Annotated in this window: 21 protein-coding genes and 1 pseudogene; 14 read left to right on the top strand and 8 right to left on the bottom strand. The window is 74.0% G+C overall.

What is annotated here, in order from left to right; genetic code table 11:
• Window positions 1-21: 21 nt before the first annotated feature.
• Both C892_RS0111080 and C892_RS0111075 read right to left on the bottom strand, forming a co-directional pair.
• Entirely contained in the window at window positions 22-1,047 is a 1,026-nt protein-coding gene (locus C892_RS0111080; protein WP_017557237.1) for an NADP-dependent oxidoreductase, read from the bottom strand.
• Window positions 1,048-1,226: 179 nt separating this feature from the next.
• The gene (locus C892_RS0111075; protein WP_040685377.1) at window positions 1,227-2,225 is read right to left on the bottom strand and encodes an LCP family protein; all 999 of its coding nucleotides are present in this window, start codon (window positions 2,223-2,225) and stop codon (window positions 1,227-1,229) included.
• A 324-nt stretch (window positions 2,226-2,549) separates the two neighbouring features.
• Here C892_RS0111075 and C892_RS32735 point away from each other — a divergent pair.
• The 3 genes and pseudogenes from C892_RS32735 to C892_RS28760 all read left to right on the top strand — a co-directional run.
• Window positions 2,550-3,085 (top strand): annotated as a pseudogene (locus C892_RS32735) (MFS transporter); the annotation flags it as partial.
• Between the two features lie 127 nt (window positions 3,086-3,212).
• Window positions 3,213-3,875, top strand: a complete 663-nt coding sequence (locus C892_RS32725) for a PEP-utilizing enzyme (protein ID WP_338040846.1) — start codon at window positions 3,213-3,215, stop codon at window positions 3,873-3,875.
• A gap of 125 nt (window positions 3,876-4,000) precedes the next feature.
• Entirely contained in the window at window positions 4,001-4,648 is a 648-nt protein-coding gene (locus tag C892_RS28760; protein ID WP_040685376.1) for a TetR/AcrR family transcriptional regulator, read from the top strand.
• A gap of 72 nt (window positions 4,649-4,720) precedes the next feature.
• On the opposite strand, the gene C892_RS0111060 is transcribed toward C892_RS28760, so the two are convergent.
• Both C892_RS0111060 and C892_RS0111055 read right to left on the bottom strand, forming a co-directional pair.
• A complete protein-coding gene (locus C892_RS0111060) occupies window positions 4,721-5,434 on the bottom strand; it encodes a TetR/AcrR family transcriptional regulator (protein WP_017557233.1) in 714 nt (237 codons plus the stop codon).
• 464 nt (window positions 5,435-5,898) lie between these two features.
• Complete coding sequence (locus C892_RS0111055; protein ID WP_017557232.1) at window positions 5,899-6,447, bottom strand: hypothetical protein; 549 nt, start codon at window positions 6,445-6,447, stop codon at window positions 5,899-5,901.
• A gap of 662 nt (window positions 6,448-7,109) precedes the next feature.
• Between C892_RS0111055 and C892_RS0111050 the strand changes: the two genes are divergently transcribed.
• The 9 genes from C892_RS0111050 (at window position 7,110) to C892_RS0111010 (ending at window position 15,639) form a co-directional block, all read left to right on the top strand.
• A complete protein-coding gene (locus C892_RS0111050; protein ID WP_026124296.1) occupies window positions 7,110-8,090 on the top strand; it encodes a hypothetical protein in 981 nt (326 codons plus the stop codon).
• Complete coding sequence (locus C892_RS0111045; RefSeq protein ID WP_394296673.1) at window positions 8,087-8,455, top strand: GntR family transcriptional regulator; 369 nt, start codon at window positions 8,087-8,089, stop codon at window positions 8,453-8,455. Before C892_RS0111050 ends, C892_RS0111045 begins: the two co-directional genes overlap by 4 nt.
• A gap of 183 nt (window positions 8,456-8,638) precedes the next feature.
• Window positions 8,639-9,415, top strand: a complete 777-nt coding sequence (locus C892_RS0111040) for a hypothetical protein (protein ID WP_239647347.1) — start codon at window positions 8,639-8,641, stop codon at window positions 9,413-9,415.
• Window positions 9,412-10,263 (top strand): hypothetical protein, encoded by an 852-nt coding sequence (locus C892_RS0111035; protein WP_017557230.1) that lies wholly within the window; start codon window positions 9,412-9,414, stop codon window positions 10,261-10,263. The genes C892_RS0111040 and C892_RS0111035 overlap by 4 nt, the downstream gene beginning before the upstream one ends.
• Entirely contained in the window at window positions 10,260-10,922 is a 663-nt protein-coding gene (locus C892_RS0111030) for a histidine phosphatase family protein (protein ID WP_040685375.1), read from the top strand. Before C892_RS0111035 ends, C892_RS0111030 begins: the two co-directional genes overlap by 4 nt.
• 94 nt (window positions 10,923-11,016) lie before the next feature.
• A complete protein-coding gene (locus C892_RS0111025; RefSeq protein ID WP_017537078.1) occupies window positions 11,017-11,196 on the top strand; it encodes a hypothetical protein in 180 nt (59 codons plus the stop codon).
• On the top strand, window positions 11,193-12,716 hold the full coding sequence (locus tag C892_RS0111020; RefSeq protein ID WP_017557228.1) for a phenylacetate--CoA ligase family protein: 1,524 nt from the start codon (window positions 11,193-11,195) through the stop codon (window positions 12,714-12,716). Before C892_RS0111025 ends, C892_RS0111020 begins: the two co-directional genes overlap by 4 nt.
• A 203-nt stretch (window positions 12,717-12,919) precedes the next feature.
• Window positions 12,920-14,941, top strand: a complete 2,022-nt coding sequence (locus C892_RS0111015; protein WP_017557227.1) for an NADPH-dependent 2,4-dienoyl-CoA reductase — start codon at window positions 12,920-12,922, stop codon at window positions 14,939-14,941.
• Window positions 14,942-15,027: 86 nt separating this feature from the next.
• Complete coding sequence (locus C892_RS0111010) at window positions 15,028-15,639, top strand: PadR family transcriptional regulator (protein ID WP_017537081.1); 612 nt, start codon at window positions 15,028-15,030, stop codon at window positions 15,637-15,639.
• A 159-nt stretch (window positions 15,640-15,798) separates the two neighbouring features.
• Here the strand turns inward: C892_RS0111010 and C892_RS0111005 are convergent, their stop codons facing one another.
• The 4 genes from C892_RS0111005 to C892_RS0110990 form a co-directional block, all read right to left on the bottom strand.
• Window positions 15,799-16,626: an aldo/keto reductase gene (locus tag C892_RS0111005; RefSeq protein WP_017537082.1), complete on the bottom strand. Its 828-nt coding sequence runs from the start codon at window positions 16,624-16,626 to the stop codon at window positions 15,799-15,801.
• Window positions 16,627-16,747: 121 nt separating this feature from the next.
• Complete coding sequence (locus C892_RS0111000; protein WP_026124295.1) at window positions 16,748-17,761, bottom strand: NADP-dependent oxidoreductase; 1,014 nt, start codon at window positions 17,759-17,761, stop codon at window positions 16,748-16,750.
• 55 nt (window positions 17,762-17,816) lie between these two features.
• Complete coding sequence (locus tag C892_RS28755; RefSeq protein WP_017557226.1) at window positions 17,817-18,431, bottom strand: TetR/AcrR family transcriptional regulator; 615 nt, start codon at window positions 18,429-18,431, stop codon at window positions 17,817-17,819.
• A gap of 3 nt (window positions 18,432-18,434) precedes the next feature.
• The gene (locus tag C892_RS0110990; protein WP_017557225.1) at window positions 18,435-19,130 is read right to left on the bottom strand and encodes a type 1 glutamine amidotransferase domain-containing protein; all 696 of its coding nucleotides are present in this window, start codon (window positions 19,128-19,130) and stop codon (window positions 18,435-18,437) included.
• Window positions 19,131-19,671: 541 nt separating this feature from the next.
• On the opposite strand from C892_RS0110990, the gene C892_RS0110985 reads away from it, so the two are divergent.
• Window positions 19,672-20,415, top strand: a complete 744-nt coding sequence (locus tag C892_RS0110985; protein ID WP_017537086.1) for an IclR family transcriptional regulator — start codon at window positions 19,672-19,674, stop codon at window positions 20,413-20,415.
• A 215-nt stretch (window positions 20,416-20,630) separates the two neighbouring features.
• Entirely contained in the window at window positions 20,631-20,957 is a 327-nt protein-coding gene (locus C892_RS0110980) for a putative quinol monooxygenase (RefSeq protein ID WP_017557224.1), read from the top strand.
• Window positions 20,958-20,973: the final 16 nt, after the last annotated feature.

Genomic DNA, 20,973 nt, shown 5'->3' with positions numbered 1-20,973 from the left:
GGCGGCGCAGGCGGTGCCGCCTCAGACGCGGACCAGCATCTTTCCGGTGTTCGCGCCCTGCATCATGTCGAGGAAGGCCTGGAGCGTGTTGTCCACGCCCTCCACCACCGTCTCGTCGTAGACGAGGCTCCCCTCGGACAGCCACTGCCCGGCCTCGGCGACGAAGTCCTTCATCCGGTCCGTGTAGAACCCGACCGTGAAGCCCTTGAGCGTCAGCCCCTTCTTGACCACCTCGGACAGGTTGCGCGGCGCCGCCTGGGGCTCCTCGCTGTTGTAGGCCGAGATCATGCCGCACACCGCCGTGCGCCCGTCGCGGTTGAACGCCTCCAGCGCCGCCTCCAGGTGGTCGCCGCCCACGTTGTCGAAGTAGACGTCGATCCCGTCCGGAGCGGCGTCGCGCAGCAGCGACCGGACGTCGCCGCTCTTGTAGTTGAACGCGGCGTCGTAGCCGTACTTGGAGGTCAGCAGGTCGACCTTGGCGTCGCTGCCGGCCGAGCCCACCACGCGGGCGGCCCCCTTCAGGCGTGCGATCTGCCCGGCCACGCTGCCCACGGCCCCGGCCGCCCCGGAGATGAACACCGTGTCGCCCGGGCGCATCCCCGCCACGTCCAGCAGCCCCACGTAGGCGGTCAGGCCGGTCATGCCCAGCACGTGCAGGTAGGCCGACTCGGGCACCCCGGGCACCGGGTCGAGGCGCCGGAAGGCGGCCGCCGCCCCCTGGGCGACGTCGCGCCACCCCATGCCGTGCAGCACCAGGTCGCCCTCGGCCAGGTCCGCGGAGCGCGAGGCCTCCACGCGCCCGACCGCACCGCCCTCCAGCGGCTCGAAGAGCTGGAAGGGCGGAACGTAGGAGGGCGTGTCGTCCATCCGCCCCCGCATGTACGGGTCGACCGAGACGTAGGTGTTGCGCACCCGCACCTCCCCCGGCCCGAGCGGAGGCAGGTCCCGCGCGACGAACCGGAAGTCGTCGGGCACGGGCCAGCCCTTCGGGCGGGCGATGAGCTGCCACTCGCGGGCGGTCGCGGTCGGCTGGTCGGTGGCGGACATGGCTCTCCTCAGTGGTGGTGTCGGTGGTGGTGCGTAAACCGTTCCGGGCAGGGGCAACCGGTGTGGGACCCGTGCTCTTCCTGTTCAGGGCCGGATGTGACCGATGAGTCGTCCCCCTGATCCGTCGGCCACACCGACCGGTCGGGCGCCCCGCTCTCCGCGCGCGGTCGGCGAAGGCGCTAGTCGATGCTCCGGGCCTCGTGCTCCAGCCCGTGCTCGGTGATGTACTCCATGAGCCCCCCGTCGCGCACCCGCTCGAAGACGCCCGAGACGATCTCCCCGTCCAGGTAGACCACGTTCTGCTCGCCCTCCCAGCCGGTGGAGGACGCGGGCAGCATCATGAAGACGGTGCCCTCGGGGCCGATGCCCACCAGGCGCATCATCAGGCCCCGCATCATGGCCATGGTGGTGTCCTCGTCCACCGCGACCGACTCGCTGGCGGCGACCAGGAAGGCGTCCAGGCGGCGCGGGTCCCCGCGCACCTCCTCGCTGACCGCCTTCTCGGCCATGGCCCGCAGGAACACCTGCTGGCGCTCGATGCGGTCCAGGTCGCTGCCGGAGAGGCCCTTGCGCTCGCGGACGAAGCGCAGCGCCTCCTCGCCGTCCATGCGGTTCTCCCCGGCCTCCCAGTACCAGCCGTTGGTGGGGTCGTACACCTCGTAGGGCAGGTCGATCACCACGCCTCCCAGGGCGTCGGTCATCGCCTCGAATCCGGCGAAGTCCACCGCGGCGAAGTGGTCCACCCGCACGCCGCCCAGCTCCTCCACGGTCTGGGTGAGCAGCTTGGGGCCGCCCTCGGAGTAGGCGTCGGCGAGCTTGCCCCGGCCGTGCCCGGGGATGTCCACCCAGGAGTCCCGGGAGATCGCGACCACGTAGGCGCGGGCCTCCCCTTCGGGCACGTGCAGCAGCATGATCACATCGGCGTCGGCCTCGCCTTCGCGCCACTTGTCGGCCGTGGACTCCCCGCGCATGTCCGATCCGATGAGGAGCCAGTTCTCCCCCGGGTCGTCGACCGGACGGCCGCCCTCGTCGGGGACGGCGTCGGTGATGCGACCGATGTTGCGGTCGTAGACGTCGGTCCTCCAGACCACGGCGATCGCCAGCGCGACGGCGACCGCCAGGCAGCCCAGGAGCGCGGGGACGAGCAGTCGTCGGCGCCTGGTTCCCGGTCTCGCCATCTCGGCTCCCCGGTCGGTCCCCTTCTCCGTCAAGAACGGCCTTCCCCTCCGGGCCGGTCCCAGCACCCCTCCCGGCACACCACGCTCTGTGTCATTGCAGGTGCGAATCGCAACTATATGTGGTCACACCCGCCGTAACCGCGCCGACATCCCCGGCACGGCAGAGCTACGGCAGAGCTTTCGCCGCGCCCCGCCCCACCGCACCGGAGGTGCGGCCGTGCATGGCCACCACTTTGGGAACGTTGCGTTCTCTGTCGTGGAGGGCTATTTTGGGAACGGATCGTTCATTGAACGTCCGCCCGCCCGTGGCGAGCAGGCCGCCCGATGGTCCGGACCCGCACCCCCGCGCCCCCGCACGTGCGCCGGGCCCTGCCCGGCCTGGCGCTGGGGATGCTGCTCGGCGCGGTCGACCAGACCGCCGTCGTGCCCGCACTGCCGGCCGTCGCGGGCGATCTGGGCGGCCTCGCCCTGATGCCCGCCGTGCTCACCGCCTACCTGGTGGCGGCCACGGCGGTGATGCCGCTCGCCGGCAGGCTCGGCGACCGGTTCGGCCGCACCCGCCCGCTCCAGGCGGCCATCGCGCTGTTCACCGCGGGCGCCCTGGCGGCCGGGCAGGCCGACTCCATGGAGGCGCTGATCGCCGCCCGCATCGTGCAGGGCGCCGGCGGGGCGGGGTGATGGTCGGCGTCCAGTCGGCCCTGGGCGAGCTGGTCAGCCCCCACGGGCGCGGCCGCTGCCTGGGGCTGTTCGGGGCGGTGTTCGCCCTGGCCGCGGTGGGCGGCCCGCTGCTGGGCGGGGCGGTCACCGATGCACTGGGGTGGCGATGGATCTTCCACCTCTCCCTGCCGCTGGGCGTGGCGGCGCTGATCGCGGTGACCGCCACGCTGCGCCTGCCCCGCCCCGGCGCCCGGCGCCTGGCGACCCGGCTGGTCGAGCGTTTCCGCGCCGGGATCGCCTTCCGCGAGGACACCCACTTCCACTTCACCCGTGCGCTGCCGATCCTGCGGAGCGCGCTCCTGGAGACGGGGCGGCGCCTCGTGGACGAAGGGGTGCCGGAGTCCCGGGACGAGGTCTTCCACCTGCGGTCGGACGAACTCGAGCGGATCACCGCACTCCCCGGTCTGCCGCGCGGGGAGGCGGCCCGGCTGCGGGCGACCGTCCGCCGCCGGGCCGCCAAGCGGGAGTCCCTGGCCCGTGTCCCCATGCTCGAACTGCCGGACCGGGCCGCCTCCGGGAGCCGGGCCGCCTCCGGGAGCCGGGGCGCGGGCACCGGGGACGGGGGCGGACCGGTGCTCACGACCGGCTCCCCCGCCGGCGGGGGCACGGCCGCCGGGACCGCCCGCGTCGTCCGCGAGCCCTCGGAGTTCGGGCGCATGCGGGCCGGGGACGTGCTGGTGTGCCCCTACACCAACCCCGTCCTGGACACCGCTGTTCCAGCGCGAGGCGGCCGTGGTGGTGGACTCCGGAGGAGCGGGCTCTCACGCGGCGATCGTGGCCCGCGAATACGGCATCCCGGCCGTCATGGGAACCGGCCACGGCACCACCGCGCTGGCCGACGGGGCGCCGGTGCGGGTCGACGGCGACACCGGGCGCGTCACCGCGGACGGCCCGGAGACGTCCGTAGAATCCCCAGGGGCCGCCGGTGCGTGAGGCCGCCGGGCGGCACCGTCCCGGCCCCTGCGCCGCAGCCGTACCGAACCCGAACCGCATCCGCGGAGGCGGCCGTTCCGCCGTCTCCGGGGACCGACCAGCGATCCGAAAGGCGGCCCGATCCCGTGGGCACCCAAGGCGCCGAAGCACCCGAGCACACGCCGCAGAGCGCGTCCGGGCAGGACCCGCGCAAGCGCCCGCGCCGGCGCGGTGAGGCGCTCAACGCGGCGATCTTCGAGGCGGTCCTGGCCGAGCTGGAAGAGGTCGGCTATGCGCGGCTGACCATGGAGGGCGTCGCCGAGCGGGCCCGGACCGGGAAGGCCTCGCTGTACCGGCGCTGGCCCAACCGGGGCCGCCTGGTCATGGACGCGGTGTACCACGTGCTGCCGCAGTACGTGGACCCGCCGGACACCGGGGGCCTCCGGGGCGACCTGCTGGAGCTCTTCCGCAGCACGGCGCGGCTGCTGGAAGGGCCCGCCGGGGAGGCGATGCGCGGGGTGCTCGGCGAGGTCCTGCACGACGACGAGACCGCCCGGCAGATCCGGTCGGCGTCGCGGGGCACGGGGGTGGCCCAGATCCGGCAGGTCGCAGAGCGCGCGGTGGACCGGGGCGAGATCTCCTCCAAGGCCCTCACCCCCCGGCGCCTTGAGGCGGGCCAGGCCGTCATGCGGCACCACTTCCTGTTCCTCGGGACACCGATCCCCGACCACGTGGGCGAAGAGATCGTGGACGAGGTGGTCCTGCCCCTGCTCACCACTCCGCCCGGGGGATGAGCCCGGCCGGCCCCGGCCGGCTCCGGGGCCGACTCCGCGGTCGGCGCCGTTCGGCCGCGGGGTGCGGCGTTCTCAAGCGGGCGCGTCGGAGTCGGCTTCGGCCAGGTAGGAGCGCAGCAGGGCCCGGCACTCGCCGATCATCGTCTCGTCACCGGACGGGTCGGCGCGGAAGGCCAGGGAGAGCACGGCGTCGGCCGCCTCCACCGCGACCCGCACACGGCGCTCCACCTGCGGGGCGGGCTCGGTCCCGGTGACCGCCAGGCCCAGCGCCAGCAGGGTGTCGGAGACCCGGTCGTCGCGGGCGCCGGGACCCGTCCGCCCGGTGGTGGGGCGGGCGGGGCACACCCGGGGGTCGTAGCCGGGGTCCGGGTCGGCGTCGAGGACGCCGAAGCCGGGGACCGTGCGGCGCATCTCGACGTAGGTGTCGACGGCGGTCAGGGCGACGGAGGCCCAGTCGGCGGCGCCCGCGCGGCCCGCGTCGTCCAGGCACTCGGCGAGGCGTTCGGTGAACAGCTCCATGTTCCGCGCGGCCAGCGCGCGGATGAGGCCGTCCTTGTCGGTGAAGAACTGGTAGACGGTGCCGATGGGGATCTCGGCGCGGCGCGCCACCTCGGTGGTGGTCACCCCGGCCGGCCCGGTCTCCTCCAGCACCTCGGCGCAGGCGCACAGCAGCCGTTCGACCCGCTCCCTGCTGCGGCGCTGGGCCGGGCGGCGGCGCAGCGCGGTCTCGGTCCAGCTCGGCACGGGGCGCCCGCGCGCGGAGGCGGGCCGGTCGGTGCGGGACATGCCCCCATTGTGCCCGGGATCGCCTCGGCGGCGGCGAGGAGCGGAGCATCCGGCGGGGAGCCCAGGCGTCCGGCCCCCGGGCACGGCGACGGCGGACGCACGATTCCGGGCACCGCGACCGACCGTGCCGCCGACCGCACACGATCGAGCGCGCCGCCGACGTGCACGGAGACCACGGCCCACGACTTCGCGCGGGTCCGCTCGGGCGGTCCGCCTGGCCGCGACCGTCCACGGCCCGTGGGGCGGCGCCTCCACCGATACGAGCCGGGCCGCGTGCACCGGGCCGGTGCTCGTCGCCTCGGTCCGGTTCCGGTGATCGGGGGCGTCTTCCCCGCACTGACGGTGCGGGGAAGACGCCCCCGGGCGGCAGCGCCCTCGACGGGATGCTGCCCCACCGGGGCGTGGCTTCCCTGCGGGCCTTCCGGCCCGACGCGGACACCACGGCCCCGGCGGATCGGGCCGTGCTAGGGAGTCCGGTAGAGCGCTGTCCCCGAGCCGCTCGCCTCCGTGGTGTGGTGATTCCAGCGGTAGTTGCCGTTGCCGGCCATGGTGACCTTGATCGGCGCCGTGAACCCCATGCTTCTGGAGCAGAAGTAGCCCGTGGCGGGAGGGCAGGACTTAGCGGTGATTCGGAGCTCCCATTCCTTCTCGGGAGGGCTGTAGCCGGTCCCGGTTTCGACGACGCGGACGCTGTCGAACTTGAATCCGAGGACCGCTCCAGTGGAATTTCTCCAGTGGCTCTCGGTCGCGGACCAGTCGTCCGTGTTGCTGCCGCAGATCTTGAGGCGCACCTCGACCTCGCCGTAGCGGACGTTGGCCCCCGTCGTCGACCCCGGGTAGTAACTGACGTCCTTGTAGGTGCAGCTGTCGGCGTAGGCGGGGGCGGGCTCCAAGGGCGCCGCCAGACCGAGAGAGGCCGCCAGCACCCCCAGAAAAGCCAGCCTGACCGCTTTGGCCGTAAAACGTGATCGCATCGCCTTCATGAATCTCCCGAACACTGCCCAGTCGCTCACCTGGGGCGGGTACTTCGTGCAGACAAATGGTCCTGAAGGCGCGTCGGCGGCATCAAGGCTTTTAAACGAGGATCGAAACCGGCGGCCGCAGGGGAGTCCCTGACGGCGCCGCCGCACGAGCGGTGCTTCGGGCGCGGGCCCGGCACCGGGCCCGGCCGCCGACGTCGGAGCCGCCCCGTGACCGGGCCGCTCATGAAGAGGGGACCCCTATGGCCGGCGAGGACCTGGCCGGAGAGCACCCGCACCGCTCGCGGCGGGTCGGCCCGATCCTCGCCGACGCGACGCGCATCGACCGACCCTCCCCGAGCCGGTGCGCGTGCGGAAGAAGCCGGTGTGGGCACGCGCGTGCCTGAAGGGCGGGTCGCGTCCGCCGGAGTGGTGTCACTCCCCGGCGCCCCCTGCGCCGCTCTGCCGTTGATCGTGGAGGTATCGCCGGGCTTTTCAGGGCCGATGCCTCCACGATCAACGCGGGGTCGGACCGGTGGGTCGACGGCGGGGCGCCGGGGTTCCACCACTCCTGCGGACACGGTCGAAGGGTGCGGCAGCGCCTGGTCGGCAGGCCCTCTGTGCCCCCGGTGGTGCTGGACCGTTCCGACGCCCCCGAGTGCACCCTCGCTCTTGTACTGCTACATTGACACAAGAGCAATACAAGGAGTCCCTCCATGGCCACCTGGATCGCCCTCGCCGTCGTCTTCCTCAGCGTGTCGCAGTCCGTCTCGTCCAGCCTGAAACCCCCGGCCGTCAAGCCGGTGCGGCGCTTCGTCGCGCGGGCCGGGCTGCCCCCCTCCTACGCCGGACCGTGGCTCGCCCGGCGCCTGTACGGCGACGAGTCCGCCGCGGCGGCCACCTGCGCCGTGCTCATCCTGGCCGCCCTCGGCACCGGACTCGCGGTGCCCGAGCTGCGCCACGAGAACGCCTGGGCGGCCACCATCGTCGCCGCCTACCTGCTCGGGCGGGCGGCGGGGGCCGTCATCCCCGTGGTCCGCGCGACGGCCTCCCGCCAGGACGGCTCTCCCCGCGTCGCCCGGCCGTTCCTGCCCTCAGTGGACGACTACGTCCCTCCGGCCGCGGGCTGGGGCGCAGCGGCCGCAGGGCTCCTCCCCGTCGCGGCGCTCGGGGTGCTCCTGGCCTTCGCCGGAACCGGGCGCGTCGACACGGCGGAGGCCGACTGGCCCGTGCTCGTCCTCCTCGCCGCGGCGGGCCCCGTCATCGCCGCCGGGACCGCCCTGCTGGCCGGGCGGTTCATCGCCGCGCCCCGCCCCGCCGCCGCCCCCTACGAGTTCGCCGCCGACGACGCCGTGCGCGCCTACCGGCTGCGCGCCCTGCTGGCCGCCTCCACCGCCCTGTGCGCCCTCGCCGCGGCCATCGTCGGCGTGTTGGCGACCGAAACGGTCAGCGGGGCCATGGTCATCCAGAACCCCGCCGCCGTGCTGCTGATGGGCGGGACCTTCGCCGCCGCCCTCGCCTACATCGCGGCCGCCGTCGCGATCGACCTGGCCGGCCCGGGGCGGCGGTACCGCGACCGGCTGTGGCCGCAGGGCTTCCCTGCCGGCCCCGCCCCGTCCCCTGCGGACGGGGGGACGAGCGGAAGCACGGGCGGCGGCACCGGCGGCACGGGCGGCACGGGCGGCGGCGCGCGATGATGATCACCGTCGATCCCCGCTCCCACGTCCCTCCCTACGAGCAGGTGCGCGAGCAGATCCGCGGGCTCATCGCCGCCGGCGCCCTGCCCCCCGGGCACCGCCTCCCGCCGGTCCGGCGCCTGGCCGCCGATCTGGGCCTGGCCGCCAACACGGTGGCGCGCGCCTACCGCGAGCTGGAACGGGAAGGGGTCCTGGACGGGCGGGGCACCCGGGGGACCTTCGTCACCCCGCCCGCCCCCGCCGATCCGCTGAGCTCGGCCGCCGACGACCTCGTGAGGCGCGCCCGCGCGGCCGGGCTGAGCCGCGACGACCTCATCGGCCTGCTCCTGGCCCGATGGGACGACCAGCGTCCCCACCTCGGGTGACCTTGTTCCCGAACATCCCGTGGCCCCTAGAACGGCGCCCCGGACGGACCTAGGGTCAAGTCCACTTCGCTCCCAGGCCGACAGGGAACGGGGAGAGGACGCCCGCAGCCGCGGCGGGCCGACGTCCGCCTCTCCCCTTCCCCCGGCCGGGGACGACCACGCCACCATCCTCTTGGAGGGGGCATGGCTTCTCCGACCACACAACCGATGACGCGGGACACCCCGGTATACGAGCGCGCGCTCCAGGCCATCGGCACACTCCCCGTACAGGACTCCGGGCCGGTGCGCCTGTCCAACCTCGACCTGATCCGGCACCTGGCCGCTCCCAGGAACGTGCTCCGCCTGCTGCGCGAGGTCCAGGACTCGCCTCCGCTCCTGGCCCGCATCGCCGGGCGCTCCTACCACCACACCAACCACTTCGACAAGATCGTCCTCGCCGACACCGGCGACCGCCGCTCCTACCGGCTGACCCTGCACCTGTGGCGCCCGCCGTACAGCACCACCGAGGCCCTCGACGAGCAGATCCACGACCACCGGTTCAGCTTCTGGTCGTCCGTGCTGACCGGCCGGCTCGTCTCCCAGAACTTCGTGCGCGACGCCTCGGGCACCGAGTACGGCGAGTACCAGTACATCCCCGAGAAGCGCGGCGACACCACGGTCGGCAACTTCTACCGGGCCCTGGGGCGCACCCCGCTGCGCGAGACCGAGCCGTCGGAGGAGGAGGCCGGCGGCGCCTACCGCCTCAGCTACCACCGCATCCACCGCGTGGTCCTGCCGCGCGAGGCGATGACCTGCACCCTGGTGCTGCGCGGACCCCGGCAGAAGAACTTCGCGAGCGTCTTCAGCAACACCGCGACCTACGACCCGACGGGCAACGCGATGTTCGCGCCGCAGGTGCTGGACGAGAAGCTGGAGGCCCTGTGCGAGGCGATCATGCGGACCCGGAAGGAGGAGCGGTGAGCGCGCGCGGGGACGGCGCCCCGGAGCTGCGCGTCCCCGACGGCGAGCCGGTGTACTCCCGCGAGGGGGGCTTCGCCGTGTTCAACCAGCTCGGCGTCAAGCTCGACTTCCCCGAGTCGGTCTCCGACACCGACTACTACGCCTGGCTGGACGACACCAAGGCCGCCATCGGCTCCCTGGTCGAGGGGGCCGAGATCGCCGAGAAGAGCTACGCGCGCACCGAGCCCCGGATGAACACCGGCGTCTACTACGACACCGCCGACCACCGGCTGCTCCGCGGCGACATGGTGCTGCGCACCACGTGCAACATCAAGACGCACGCCTTCTGCGCCTTCAAGTTCGGGGCCGACGAGCACGGCGTCCGACGCGACCACCGCTACTCGTTCGAAGGCCAGGACAAGCGGACGGTCCAGCTGCAGCCGGACTCGCCCGAGGCCGCGGCCGTGGTCCAGCGGCTCCTGGCGCGCGAGGACATCGACCAGCCGGGCGTGCACCTGCGCAAGGCCACCGGGCTGACCGGCGACGACCTGTTCCCGGCGATCCGCCTGCGCCAGTTCCGGCACCCCTTCTTCGTGTGGGTGGACGGCCGCGACGCCCTGCGCTGCACGATGGACCGCGCCCGCGTGGTGGACCTGCGCGCCCCGGACCCGGAGGCCACCGAGGCCTCCTTCTCCGAGGTGGAGTTCCCGGTCTATCCGCGCCTGGACGCCGATATGGCGCGCGACCCCAGGGTGCCCCGGCTGATCCGCGTGCTGTCCGGCCTGCTCCAAGAGCGCTTCGGCGTCGACTACGTCGCCGACTCCAAGTACAGGAGGGCGGCCCGGACGCTCGGCATGGCGTGGACATGAGCGGCGGCGGTGCGCGGATCCTGATCGCCCGGCACGGGCAGTCGCTCTGGCAGCTCACCCCCGGGTGCGACGACGACAGCGCCCTGACGGTCCTGGGCCACCGCCAGTCCCTGCTGCTGGGGCGCTGGCTCGCCGCGGGCCCCCGGGTCGACGGCACGCGCCGGCTGCGCCTCGCCGCCGTGTACACCAGCCCGCTGCTGCGGGCGCGCCAGACCGCCGCCTATCCGGCCGCGCTGCTGGGGGCCGGCCTGGAGACGCGCGAGGACCTGCGCGAGGCCGCCTTCCATGTGGCCGCGCACCTGCCCCCGGCGCCGGAGCCGGTTCCCGCGGGGCTGGCCCGCGTGCGGACGCCCGGCGGCCCGGCGAGCGAGGAGGAGCGCAGGGAGGCCTATGAGGGGTTCAAGGAGCAGGCCCGGTCGGCCCTGACCGGACTGGCGCGATCGGCCGAGCGCGCGCGGGACGAGGACAGGGGCGCGGTGCTGGCCGTCAGCCACGGCGGACTGATCAAGACGCTCCTGCGTCTGGCGGCGGGGACCGACGCGGTGTGCTTCCGGATCTACAACACCGGACTGTGCGGCCTTGAGTGGCGGCGCGACCGCTGGCACCTCGTCCACCTCAACCTGTGGGACCACCTGCCGCCGGGACTGCGCACCAGGTGACCCCGCGACGCCCCCGCGCAGGGGCGGATGAAGAACCGACGGGACTCCCGCCCACGGGAGTCGTCGAGACAGGGAAAGGACTGGTGAGCCGGACATGCTGAGCGAGATGAACGACCTGGTCTCGGTCGCTGAGCGGGCGATCGGCGAGAGCAAGGCCCAGTTGGACAGCGACCAGACCCGGGCCCTGGCCGCCCAGGTGACCGCTGAGGTCGTCGCCGAGGTGTCGGCGGAGTCGTCCGCCAAGGCCCTGGCGGAAGGGCTGCAGCGCCGGTGACGGAGCGGAGCCGGGGCGGGGGCCCGAGCGGCCCCCGCCCCTCCCCGGACACAGAGAACACCGAGAACGCCGACGCCCCGCTCCTCGTGCGCGACCGCCTGGCGCACATGGAGGACGTCGACCCGGGAGGACTGGCACGCCTGTTCTCCCTGGCGTCGCTGGAGGGCGAGGTCCCCGCGCGCTTCCTGGACGCCCTGCACGCGGCGCTGGCCCACCGGACCATCGCGCACGCCCGCGCACACGTGCCCTGGTACCGGGAGCACCCTGAGTACGCCTCCTGGTCGCTGCCCCAAGGGCGCCTGGGGTCGGCCTCCGAACTGCTGAGGGGTCTGCCGGTCCTGTACCGGGCCGTGGTGGCCGCCTCGCCTGCGCGGTTCGTGGCCGACGACGTCCTGCTCGGCGCGCTCGGACACACCTCGGGCAGCACGGGGACCCCTCTGCCGGTGCGCCGCTCGGTCGAGGAGTCCGACTTCTTGGCGGCCTACTTCGAGCGCTTGACGGCGCCCCTGGCGCACGACGGCCCGCGCCCCATCTCGCTGAACCTGCCCAACGCCTACCACGGCACGCCGCTCCGGCTGCCGGCGCCGGGTTTGTCGCTGTCCTCGGGCGTCACCGACGACCTTCTGCTGGGCGAGACCGTCCGCGCCCTCACGACGCGCTACGACCTGCCCGGCTTCCGCACCCGCGTGGAGTTCCTGAGCGGCCTGGTCAACCATGTGCTCCTGCTGACCGGCCACCTGATGGAGCAGGGCATCGACCCGCGGGCGCTCGGCCTGCGCGGCGTGTCGGTCGCCGGGGGTGCGGCGGCCCCGCACTGGCGGCGGTTCCTCGCCTCGGCCTGGGGGTGCCCGGTGACCGACCGCTTCACGCTGACCGAGGTCGTCGGCGGTGCGTCGCGCTGCGCGGCGTGCGACCTGTTCCACCTCGACCCGCACGTCTTCGGCGAGGTCCTGGAGCCCGGGTCGGACACGCCGGTCGCCGAGGGGCCCGGTCGGCTGGTGCTGACCGCCTTCCACCCGTTCGTCCAGATGCAGCCGATGATCCGGTACGACGCCGGCGACCTGGTGCTGCGGCGCAAGAACGGGTGCAGGCCGACACCCGCATTCGAGTTCCTGGGCAAGCGTGGCAACGCCATCGCCCTGGAGCTGAGGGGACGGCGGAAGTGGCTGCTGTTCCCGGCCGTGCTCAACGCGGTGCTGGCCGGGCTGCCCGACGTGCGCGCCGTGGAGTGGGCCTCCGGCGTGCGGCGCGTGTACGACCGGACGCTGGGCGGCCTGCCCTACGCCCGCACCGTGCTGGACCGGTCGTCCTCCCCGCCGGAGCTGCGCGTGGAGGTCGAGCTCCGCTACGGCCCGCACTTCCATCCCGCGCGCGCGGAGGAGGTGGCGGCGCAGGTCGCTGACGCCCTCCGCGGCGCCGAGGGCACGGCGCTGGCCGAGCTGGAGGCCGGGGGCGCGGTGCGGCTGCGGGTCGTGTGCCGTCCCCCGGGCTCGCTGCCCGAACCCGAGCTGAAGCTCTGAACGCGCCTGCAGGGCGCCGCGCACCCCTCGGGCACGGAACACCGGCGACGGGCGGCCGCCCGGGTCCGTGAGGCGGCCGTGCCCGTGGACGGGCACCGGGCTCCCCCGTCCCTCCTCCATGCGTGTTGCTGTATATTCAATTTTCTGAATAGCAACATTGCGAGTAGCGCTCCCGCGCGGGAGCCGGACCGAGGAGGCGGCCGATGCCCGACTACCCCCACCTCTTCTCCCCCATCGAGCTGGGCCCGCTGCGGCTGCCCAACCGGCTCGTCATGGGGTCGATGCACGTCGGCCTCGAGGAGGCCCCCGACGGCTTCGAGCGCATGGCCGCCTTCTACGCCGAGCGCGCCCGCGGCGGGGTCGGCCTGATCGTCACCGGCGGCATCGCCCCCAACGCCGAGGCGCGCCCCTACGAGGGCGGGGCGACGATGACCACGGAGGAGGACGCCGAGCGGCACCGCACCGTCACCGACGCGGTGCACGCCGAGGGCGGGCGGATCGCCATGCAGATCCTGCACTTCGGCCGGTACGCCTACCACCCCGACCTGGTCGCCCCCAGCGCCCTCAAGGCCCCCATCAGCCCCTACACCCCGCGCGCGCTCACCGACGAGGAGGTCGAGCGCACCATCGACGACTTCGCCCGCGCCGCCGAGCTCGCCCGGCTCGCCGGGTACGACGGCGTGGAGATCATGGGCTCGGAGGGCTACCTCATCAACGAGTTCACCTGCGCCGCCACCAACCGGCGTGAGGACCGCTGGGGCGGGTCGCTGGAGAACCGCATGCGCTTCCCCGTGGAGATCGTGCGGCGGGTGCGCGAGCGGGTCGGCCCGGGCACCGCGATCGTCTACCGGCTCTCCATGCTCGACCTGGTCCCCGGCGGCGCCACGCTGCCCGAGGTCACGGCGCTGGCCAAGGAGGTCGAGGCGGCCGGGGCCGACATGGTCAACACCGGCGTGGGCTGGCACGAGGCGCGCATCCCCACCATCGCCGCCTCGGTGCCGCGCGGCGCCTTCAGCTGGGTCACCAAGGAGCTGATGGGCACCGTCGGGGTGCCGCTGGCCACCGCCAACCGGATCAACACCCCCGAGACCGCCGAGCGCATCCTCGCCGACGGCGAGGCCGACATGGTCTCGCTGGCCCGCCCGCTGCTGGCCGACCCCGAGTTCGCGGCCAAGGCGCGGCAGGGGCGGTCCGAGGCGATCAACACCTGCATCGGCTGCAACCAGGCCTGCCTGGACCACACCTTCAGCCTGAAGATCACCTCCTGCCTGGTGAACCCCCGGGCCTGCCACGAGACCGAGCTGGTGCTCGCCCCGGCGGTGCGGCCCAAGCGGGTCGCGGTGGCCGGCGCCGGGCCGGCCGGGCTGGCCTTCGCCACGGCGGCCGCCGAGCGCGGGCACCGGGTGGTGCTCTTCGAGGCCTCCGACCGCATCGGCGGCCAGCTCGACGTCGCCCGCCGGGTGCCGGGCAAGGAGGAGTTCGAGGAGACGCTGCGCTACTTCCGGGTGCGCCTGGAGGAGCTGGGGGTCGAGGTCCGGCTGGGCGCGCCCGCCACGGCGGAGGGGCTGGCCGCCGAGGGCTTCGACGCGGTCGCGGTGGCCACCGGCGTCCGGCCGCGGGTGCCGGAGCTGCCCGGCGTCGACCACCCGAGCGTGGTGGGCTACCTGGACGTGCTGCGCGGCACCGCCCGCGTCGGCGAGCGGGTGGCGGTCATGGGCGCCGGCGGCATCGGCTTCGACGTCGCCGAGTTCCTCACCGACGAGGGCGACGGGGCGGCCCAGGACCCGGCGGCGTTCTTCGACCGCTGGGGCGTGGACCCCGGCTACGCCGGGCCGGGGGCGCTGCGCGAGGCCGAGCGGCCCGCACCGCCGCGCCGCGTGCACCTGCTCCAGCGCAAGACCAGCAAGGTCGGCAAGGGGCTGGGCACGACCACCGGGTGGATCCACCGCACCGAGCTGCGCGCCCGGGGCGTGGCGATGGTGCCGGGGGTGTCCTACCGGCACATCGACGACGCCGGCCTGCACATCACCGTGGACGGGCGGGACGAGGTGCTGGAGGTGGACACCGTGGTGCTGTGCACCGGCCAGGAGCCGGAGCGGGGCCTGTACGAGGAGCTGCGCGCGGCCGGCACCGAGGCGCTGCTGCTCGGGGGCGCGGACGTGGCGGCCGAGCTGGACGCCAAGCGCGCGATCGACCAGGGCACCCGGCTGGCGGCCGAGCTGTGAGCCCGGCGCGCGGCGGGTCCCGGGGCCCGTCCCCGGGCCCGCTCCGGCCCCGGATCCGCCCGCGGAACCGCTGGTAGGTTGACCGAATGGCTCTGCGAAACGCGGTGATGGCGGCGCTCCTGGAAGGGGAGGCATCAGGCTACGACCTGGCCAAACGCTTCGACACCGCGACCGCCGACTTCTGGACCTCCACCCCCCAGCAGCTCTACCGGGAGCTGGAGCGGATGGAGGGCGAGGGGCTCATCCGGGCGCGCGTGGTCGAGCAGGAGCGGCGCCCCAACAAGCGCGTGTTCTCGCTGACCGAGGAGGGGCGCCAGGTGCTGCACGCGTTCACCCGGCGCCCGGCCAAGCCCACGGCGATCCGCGACGAGATGCTGGTCAAGCTCCAGGCCGTGGACGCCGGCGACCCCGACGCGGTGCGCACCTCGGTGATGGAGCGCATGGAGCGCGCACGCGCCAAGCTGGCCCGCTACGAGCGGATCCGTGAGCGCCTGCTGGCCGGCCGCTCCGAGGAGGAGTACCTGGCCGAGACCGACCACGTGGGGCCGTTCCTGACCCTGCTGCGCGGGCGGTACTTCGAGGAGGAGAACCTGCGCTGGGGCGAGGAGGTCCTGTCCATCCTCGACGCGCGCGCGTCCCGGCGCGAAGGATCCGGGGAGCGCGGCGCCCGGGACGGACGGCGGGGCACACAGGAGTGAGTCCGACGGCCCCCTGAATGCCGGACGGCACTTCCGCCGGAGGGACCCGCGCCCGACCGGCCCCTCTGTGACGGGACGGGGCCCGGCCCGGTCCGGCGCCCCCTCAGCGCCGGACCGGGCCGGGAACGAAGCCGGACACGGGGTCCGGCGGACCGGGCCTCAGCCCAGCCAGTTCATCTCGTCGGGGTCCGGGCCCAGGCGGCTGCCCGAGTCCAGGGTCCCGATCCGGCCCATCTCCTCGTCGGAGAGCTCGAAGTCGAAGACGTCGATGTTCTCCTTGATGCGCGACGGCGTCACCGACTTGGGGATGACGATGGTGCCGCGCTGGAGGTGCCAGCGCAGGACCACCTGTGCCGGGGACTTGCCGTGCGCCGCGCCGATCTCGGTGAGGACCGGCTCGCCCAGCAGCTCCTTGCCCTGGCCCAGCGGGCTCCAGGCCTCGGTCGCGATGCCGTGCTCGGCGCCCAGCTCCCGCATGCGGTCCTGGGCCAGGTGCGGGTGCAGCTCGATCTGGTTGACCGCCGGCACCACGTCGGCCGAGGCCAGGAGGCGGCCCAGGGTCTTCTCGGTGAAGTTGGACAGGCCGATGGCCTTGGCCCGCCCCTCGGCGTGCAGGCGCTCCATCGCCTTCCAGGAGTCGACGTACTTGTCCTGCTCGGGGACCGGCCAGTGGATCAGGTACAGGTCCACGTGGTCCAGGCCCAGACGCTCCAGGCTGGCGTCGAAGGCGCGCAGCGTCTCGTCGAAGCCCTGGTCGGAGTTCCACAGCTTGGTGGTCACGAACAGCTCGTCGCGCGGGATCTGCGAGTCGCGCAGCGCGCGCCCGGTCCCGGCCTCGTTCTCGTAGATCCGCGCGGTGTCGATACTCCGGTAACCCGCCTCAAGGGCCGCCTTCACCGCGGTGTAGGCGTCGTCGTCGGGCACCTGCCAGACGCCGAAGCCCAGCTGCGGCATGGCCGCGCCGGTATTGAGCGTCACGTCGATCATTCGCTGACCTGCTCTCTGACTCTGTGGCTGTTCTGACTCTGCGGCTGATCTCGCGGCCGGGGTGCGGCCGGACGGACGCACCCCGTTCCGCTCCTGCTTGTCCTGCTTGGCCCGCCCCGGGTCAGGCCGAGGCGAGACGGATGAGCATCTTGCCGGTGTTGGCACCCTTGAGCATCCCGATGAAGGCGTCCACGGCGTTGTCGATGCCCTCGACCACCGTCTCCTCATGGGGCAGGGTGCCCTCCGACAGCCAGCGCGCGGCCAGGCCGGCGTATTCCCGGCCCAGGTCCATGTGGTCGGTCACGATGAACCCCCGCAGGGTCAGTCGCTTGCCGACGGCCAGCACCAGGTTGTCCGGGCCGGGGACCGGCTCGGTCGCGTTGTACTGGGAGATCGCCCCGCACATCGCGACCCGGCCGCCCACGCGCAGCTGCGCGATGGCGGCGCGCAGGTGGTCGCCGCCGACGTTGTCGAAGTAGACGTCGATCCCCTTGGGGGCGGCCTCCTTCAGGTCCTCTTCGAGGGCGCCGCGCTTGTAGTCCACGGCGGCGTCGTAGCCGAACTCCTCGGTCAGGCGGCGCGCCTTCTCCGGTCCCCCGGCCGAGCCGATGACCCGGGAGGCCCCGTGGTGGCGGGCGATGCGCGCGGCGACCGAGCCCACCGCCCCGGCGGCGCCGGAGACGAAGACCACGTCGCCCTCGCGCACCGGGGCGACCTCGGTCAGCCCCGCGTAGGCGGTCAGGCCGGTCATGCCGAGCGCCCCCAGGTAGGCCTGGGCGGGCGCGATGGAGGTGTCCACGGAATCGGCCGCCGAGGCGTCCAGGACCGCGTACTCCCTCCAGCCCAGGCCGTGGCGGACGACGGTGCCCTCGGGGACCTCCGGGGCGTTGGAGGCCACGACGGTCCCGACGGCGGCGCCGTCCATCGGGGCGTTCAGGGCGAACGGGGGGACGTAGGACTTGACGTCGTTCATCCGCCCGCGCATGTAGGGGTCGACGGAGAACCAGTCGTTGCGGACGAGGACCTGGCCGGGGCCCGGGTCGGGCACCTCGGTCTCCACGAGGGAGAAGTCCCCCGGGACGGGCTCCCCGACCGGGCGCTTCACGAGGTGGACTTCACGGCCTTTGGTCGGCATGGGTTCCTCCGTATCTGTTCACTGCGGGGATGTTCACTCTGGGGATGGGACGGGTTCAGCGGCCCTGCCCGCCCTGGGCCGCCAGGCCCTCGGCGAGGACACGGGCCGCGGGGCCGATGAGGCGCTGCGCGGCGGAGTGCCGCTCCAGTCCGACGGCCAGGGCCAGGCAGGAGTCGGCGGCGTCCTCCGGCGTGACGCCGCCGGCGGTTCCCGCCTCGGTGAAGATCGCGACGAGCAGCTCCCGGATGTCGCCGGTGAAGCGGGCGCAGACGTCGCCGAACACGCGTGCGTGCTCGTCCATGAGCTCGACCGTGTGCGGGGAGTGCCCGCGCAGTTCCAGGGCCAGGTCGAGCTTGGCATCGAGCACCCCGGCCACGCGGTCGGCCGCCCCGCCGCGCGCGCGTGCCGCCCGGCGGGCGCGTTCAGAGGCGCGCCCGTGCAGGCGCTCGGCCAGCTGCCTGAAGGCGTCGTCCTTGTTCCGGACGTACTGGTAGAGCGCCGACCGCGAGACGCCCACCTCGGCGGCGATGTCGTCCATGGTGGTGCGCCGGGCGCCGTAGCGCGCCAGGCAGGCGAACGCGGCGTCCAGCACCTCCGTCAGGCGGTCGGCCCCTTCCCCGCGCCCCGGGCGGTCGCGGCGGTCCTGGGAGCCGCGGCGGTCGGCGCTCACGGGTCAGCCCAGCCGGGCCAGGACCTCGCGGGCCAGGGGCTCGGACGAGGCCGGGTTCTGACCGGTCACGAGGTTGCGGTCGGTGACCACGTTGGGCTGCCAGGGCTCGCCCTCCTCGAAGCGCGCGCCGAGTGCGACCAGGCGGTCCTGGAGCAGCCAGGGGGCCTTGTCCGCGAGGCCCGCCTGGGTCTCCTCCGCGTTGGTGAAGCCGGTGAGGCGGTAGCCGGCGAACGGGGAGCCGCCCTCGGCGCCCTCGGTGGCCAGGAGCGCGGCCGGGGCGTGGCAGACGACGGCCAGCGGACGGCCGGAGGCGAGGGCGTCGGTCAGGACGCGGGCCGAGTCGCCGCTGACCGCCAGGTCCTCCATGGGGCCGTGGCCGCCGGGGTAGAACACGGCGTCGTAGTCGGAGGCGGCGACCTGCTCCAGAGCGGCCGGGGAGCGGAGCTCGGGGGCGGCCTCGATCGCGGCGGCGGCCGCGTCGGCGCCCTCCTGCCCGCCGTTGGCCTCCGGGGCCAGGCTGCCCTTGTCGACGGGCGGCACCACCCTGCCGGGCGTCGCCACGGTGACCTCGTGTCCGGCGGCGGTGAAGGCCTTGTAGGGCGCGAGGAACTCCTCGGCCCAGAACCCGGTCGGGTGCCGGGTGCCGTCGGTGAGCGTCCAGTGGTCGGATCCGGTCATGACGAAGAGAATGCGGGCCATCGGTCTCGTCCCCCCTTGTTCGGCGGCGCCGGCCGTTCGTCGGTCATTCGTCGGCCTGACGCCTTGCGCACACAGTGTCAGTGCGTTGCGGGTACGACCGTAGTCCTGCGGATGCACGGGCGACCAATAGGAATCCCTCTATCCGACATCGGATTTTCGATACCTCTTGGGGTGCGGGCCCTGGACTCGCCCCTTCGGATCGGGCGTGTCCGCCCTCACGCGCCGACGGGACGTACGCTTAAGAGGAGGCGCCACGCGTCCGACGGGGCCCTGCACAGGCCTGCACAGGCCTGTACGGGCCTGTACCGACGCTTCGGCCCGTACCGGACCGCGCGGGGCCGAACCGAACCGCGCCGCCCCGCACTGCCGGATCCGCATCACGGCTCCCTGCGGCGCCGCCCCCGCTGGGCGCCGGGCCGTCACGGGCGGAGCCCCGTACCGGGTCCGCACCGTCCCCGGGCCACGCCGGGACCGGGCGCGCGGGCCCCGGACGAACCGCACAGCGAGAACGCGCAGAGGAGACTTGAGAAGGTAGGCCGGTATGACCGCATCGGACGGGCCGCGCTCGGTGGAACGGGCGCTGGACCTCCTCGACGCCGTCGCCGAGGGCTCCGGTCCCGTGTCGGCCAAGGCGCTGGCCCGCAGAGTGGGCTGTTCGCTGTCGACCGTGTACCACCTGCTGGGCCCACTGACCGAGCGCGGACACGTGGTCCGCACGCCGCGCGGGTACGCGCTCGGGCCGCGCGTCCCGCACCTGCACCGCGCCTACGGCAGCCAGGTGCGCACCGCCTCCGCCATGCGCGACCTGCTCCCGGCCGTGCGCAAGGCCACCGGGGCCGAGGCCTACTTCACCGTCTTCCAGGGCGGGGAGATCACCGTCGTCGACAGCACCGCCCCGCCCGAGGAGGGCGCCGACCCGTTCGTCGTCGCGCGCGAGCGCCGGGCGCACGCCACCGCCCACGGCAAGGCCCTGCTGGCGTCCCTGCCCCGGTCGGCGCGCACCCGCTACCTGGACCGGCACGGGATGGCGCGCCTGACCGCGCACACCATCACGGCCCGGGACGCGTTCGAGGCCGAACTGGCCCGGGTGCGGCGGACCGGTCTCGCGGTCTCGGTGGGCGAGGCCGACGACGCCTACTCCTGCCTGGCCGTCCCGCTGGGCGGACCGACCGAGGGCGCCGAGGCCCGTGCGCTCTCGGTGTCCCTGCCCACCCACGAGTACCGGGACCGGCGCCCGCGTATCGAAGAGGTCCTGCACCGGGCGGCGGCACGCTTCGCCGTCTGAGCGGGGAGCGGAGTTTCCGGCACCGCCGGAATCCCGCGCGGCGGCGGTCGCGTCGGCCGGGCCGGGCGGGCAGCATGGCGGCGAACGGCACGTGCAGGCCGGGGACGGCCCCGCCGTCGCGGGCCGCGGAGCGGTCGCGCCCCGTCGGCCCTTCCGCCCCGCCGCCGGAGCCGTGGACGACCCGTCCGCATCCGCATCGGAAAGGCAGGCCAGCCATGATCTTCATCGCGGTGAAGTTCCCCGTCCGCCCTGAGCTCGTCGAGGAGTGGCCCGAGCGCGTCGCCGCGTTCACCCAGGCCACCCGCGCCGAGCCGGGCAACGTCTTCTTCGAGTGGTCGCGGAGCCTGGAGGAGCCGAACACCTACGTCCTGCTCGAAGGCTTCGCCGACGCCGAGGCGGGCAAGGCGCACGTGGAGTCCGACCACTTCAAGGCCGGACTCGAGGCGATGTCCGGGGCGATCGCGGCGACGCCGAGCATCATCAACGTCGACGCCCCCGTGGACGGCTGGGGCGAGATGGCCGAGCTCTCCCCCAAGGAGTGACCGGGCTTCCCTGAGG

Origin of the sequence: Nocardiopsis baichengensis YIM 90130, from assembly GCF_000341205.1 — a bacterium.
In the GTDB taxonomy this organism is placed as follows: domain Bacteria; phylum Actinomycetota; class Actinomycetes; order Streptosporangiales; family Streptosporangiaceae; genus Nocardiopsis_A; species Nocardiopsis_A halophila.
Note: the sequence above shows the minus strand (reverse complement) of the source record. Positions and strands in the feature narration are given on the sequence as shown.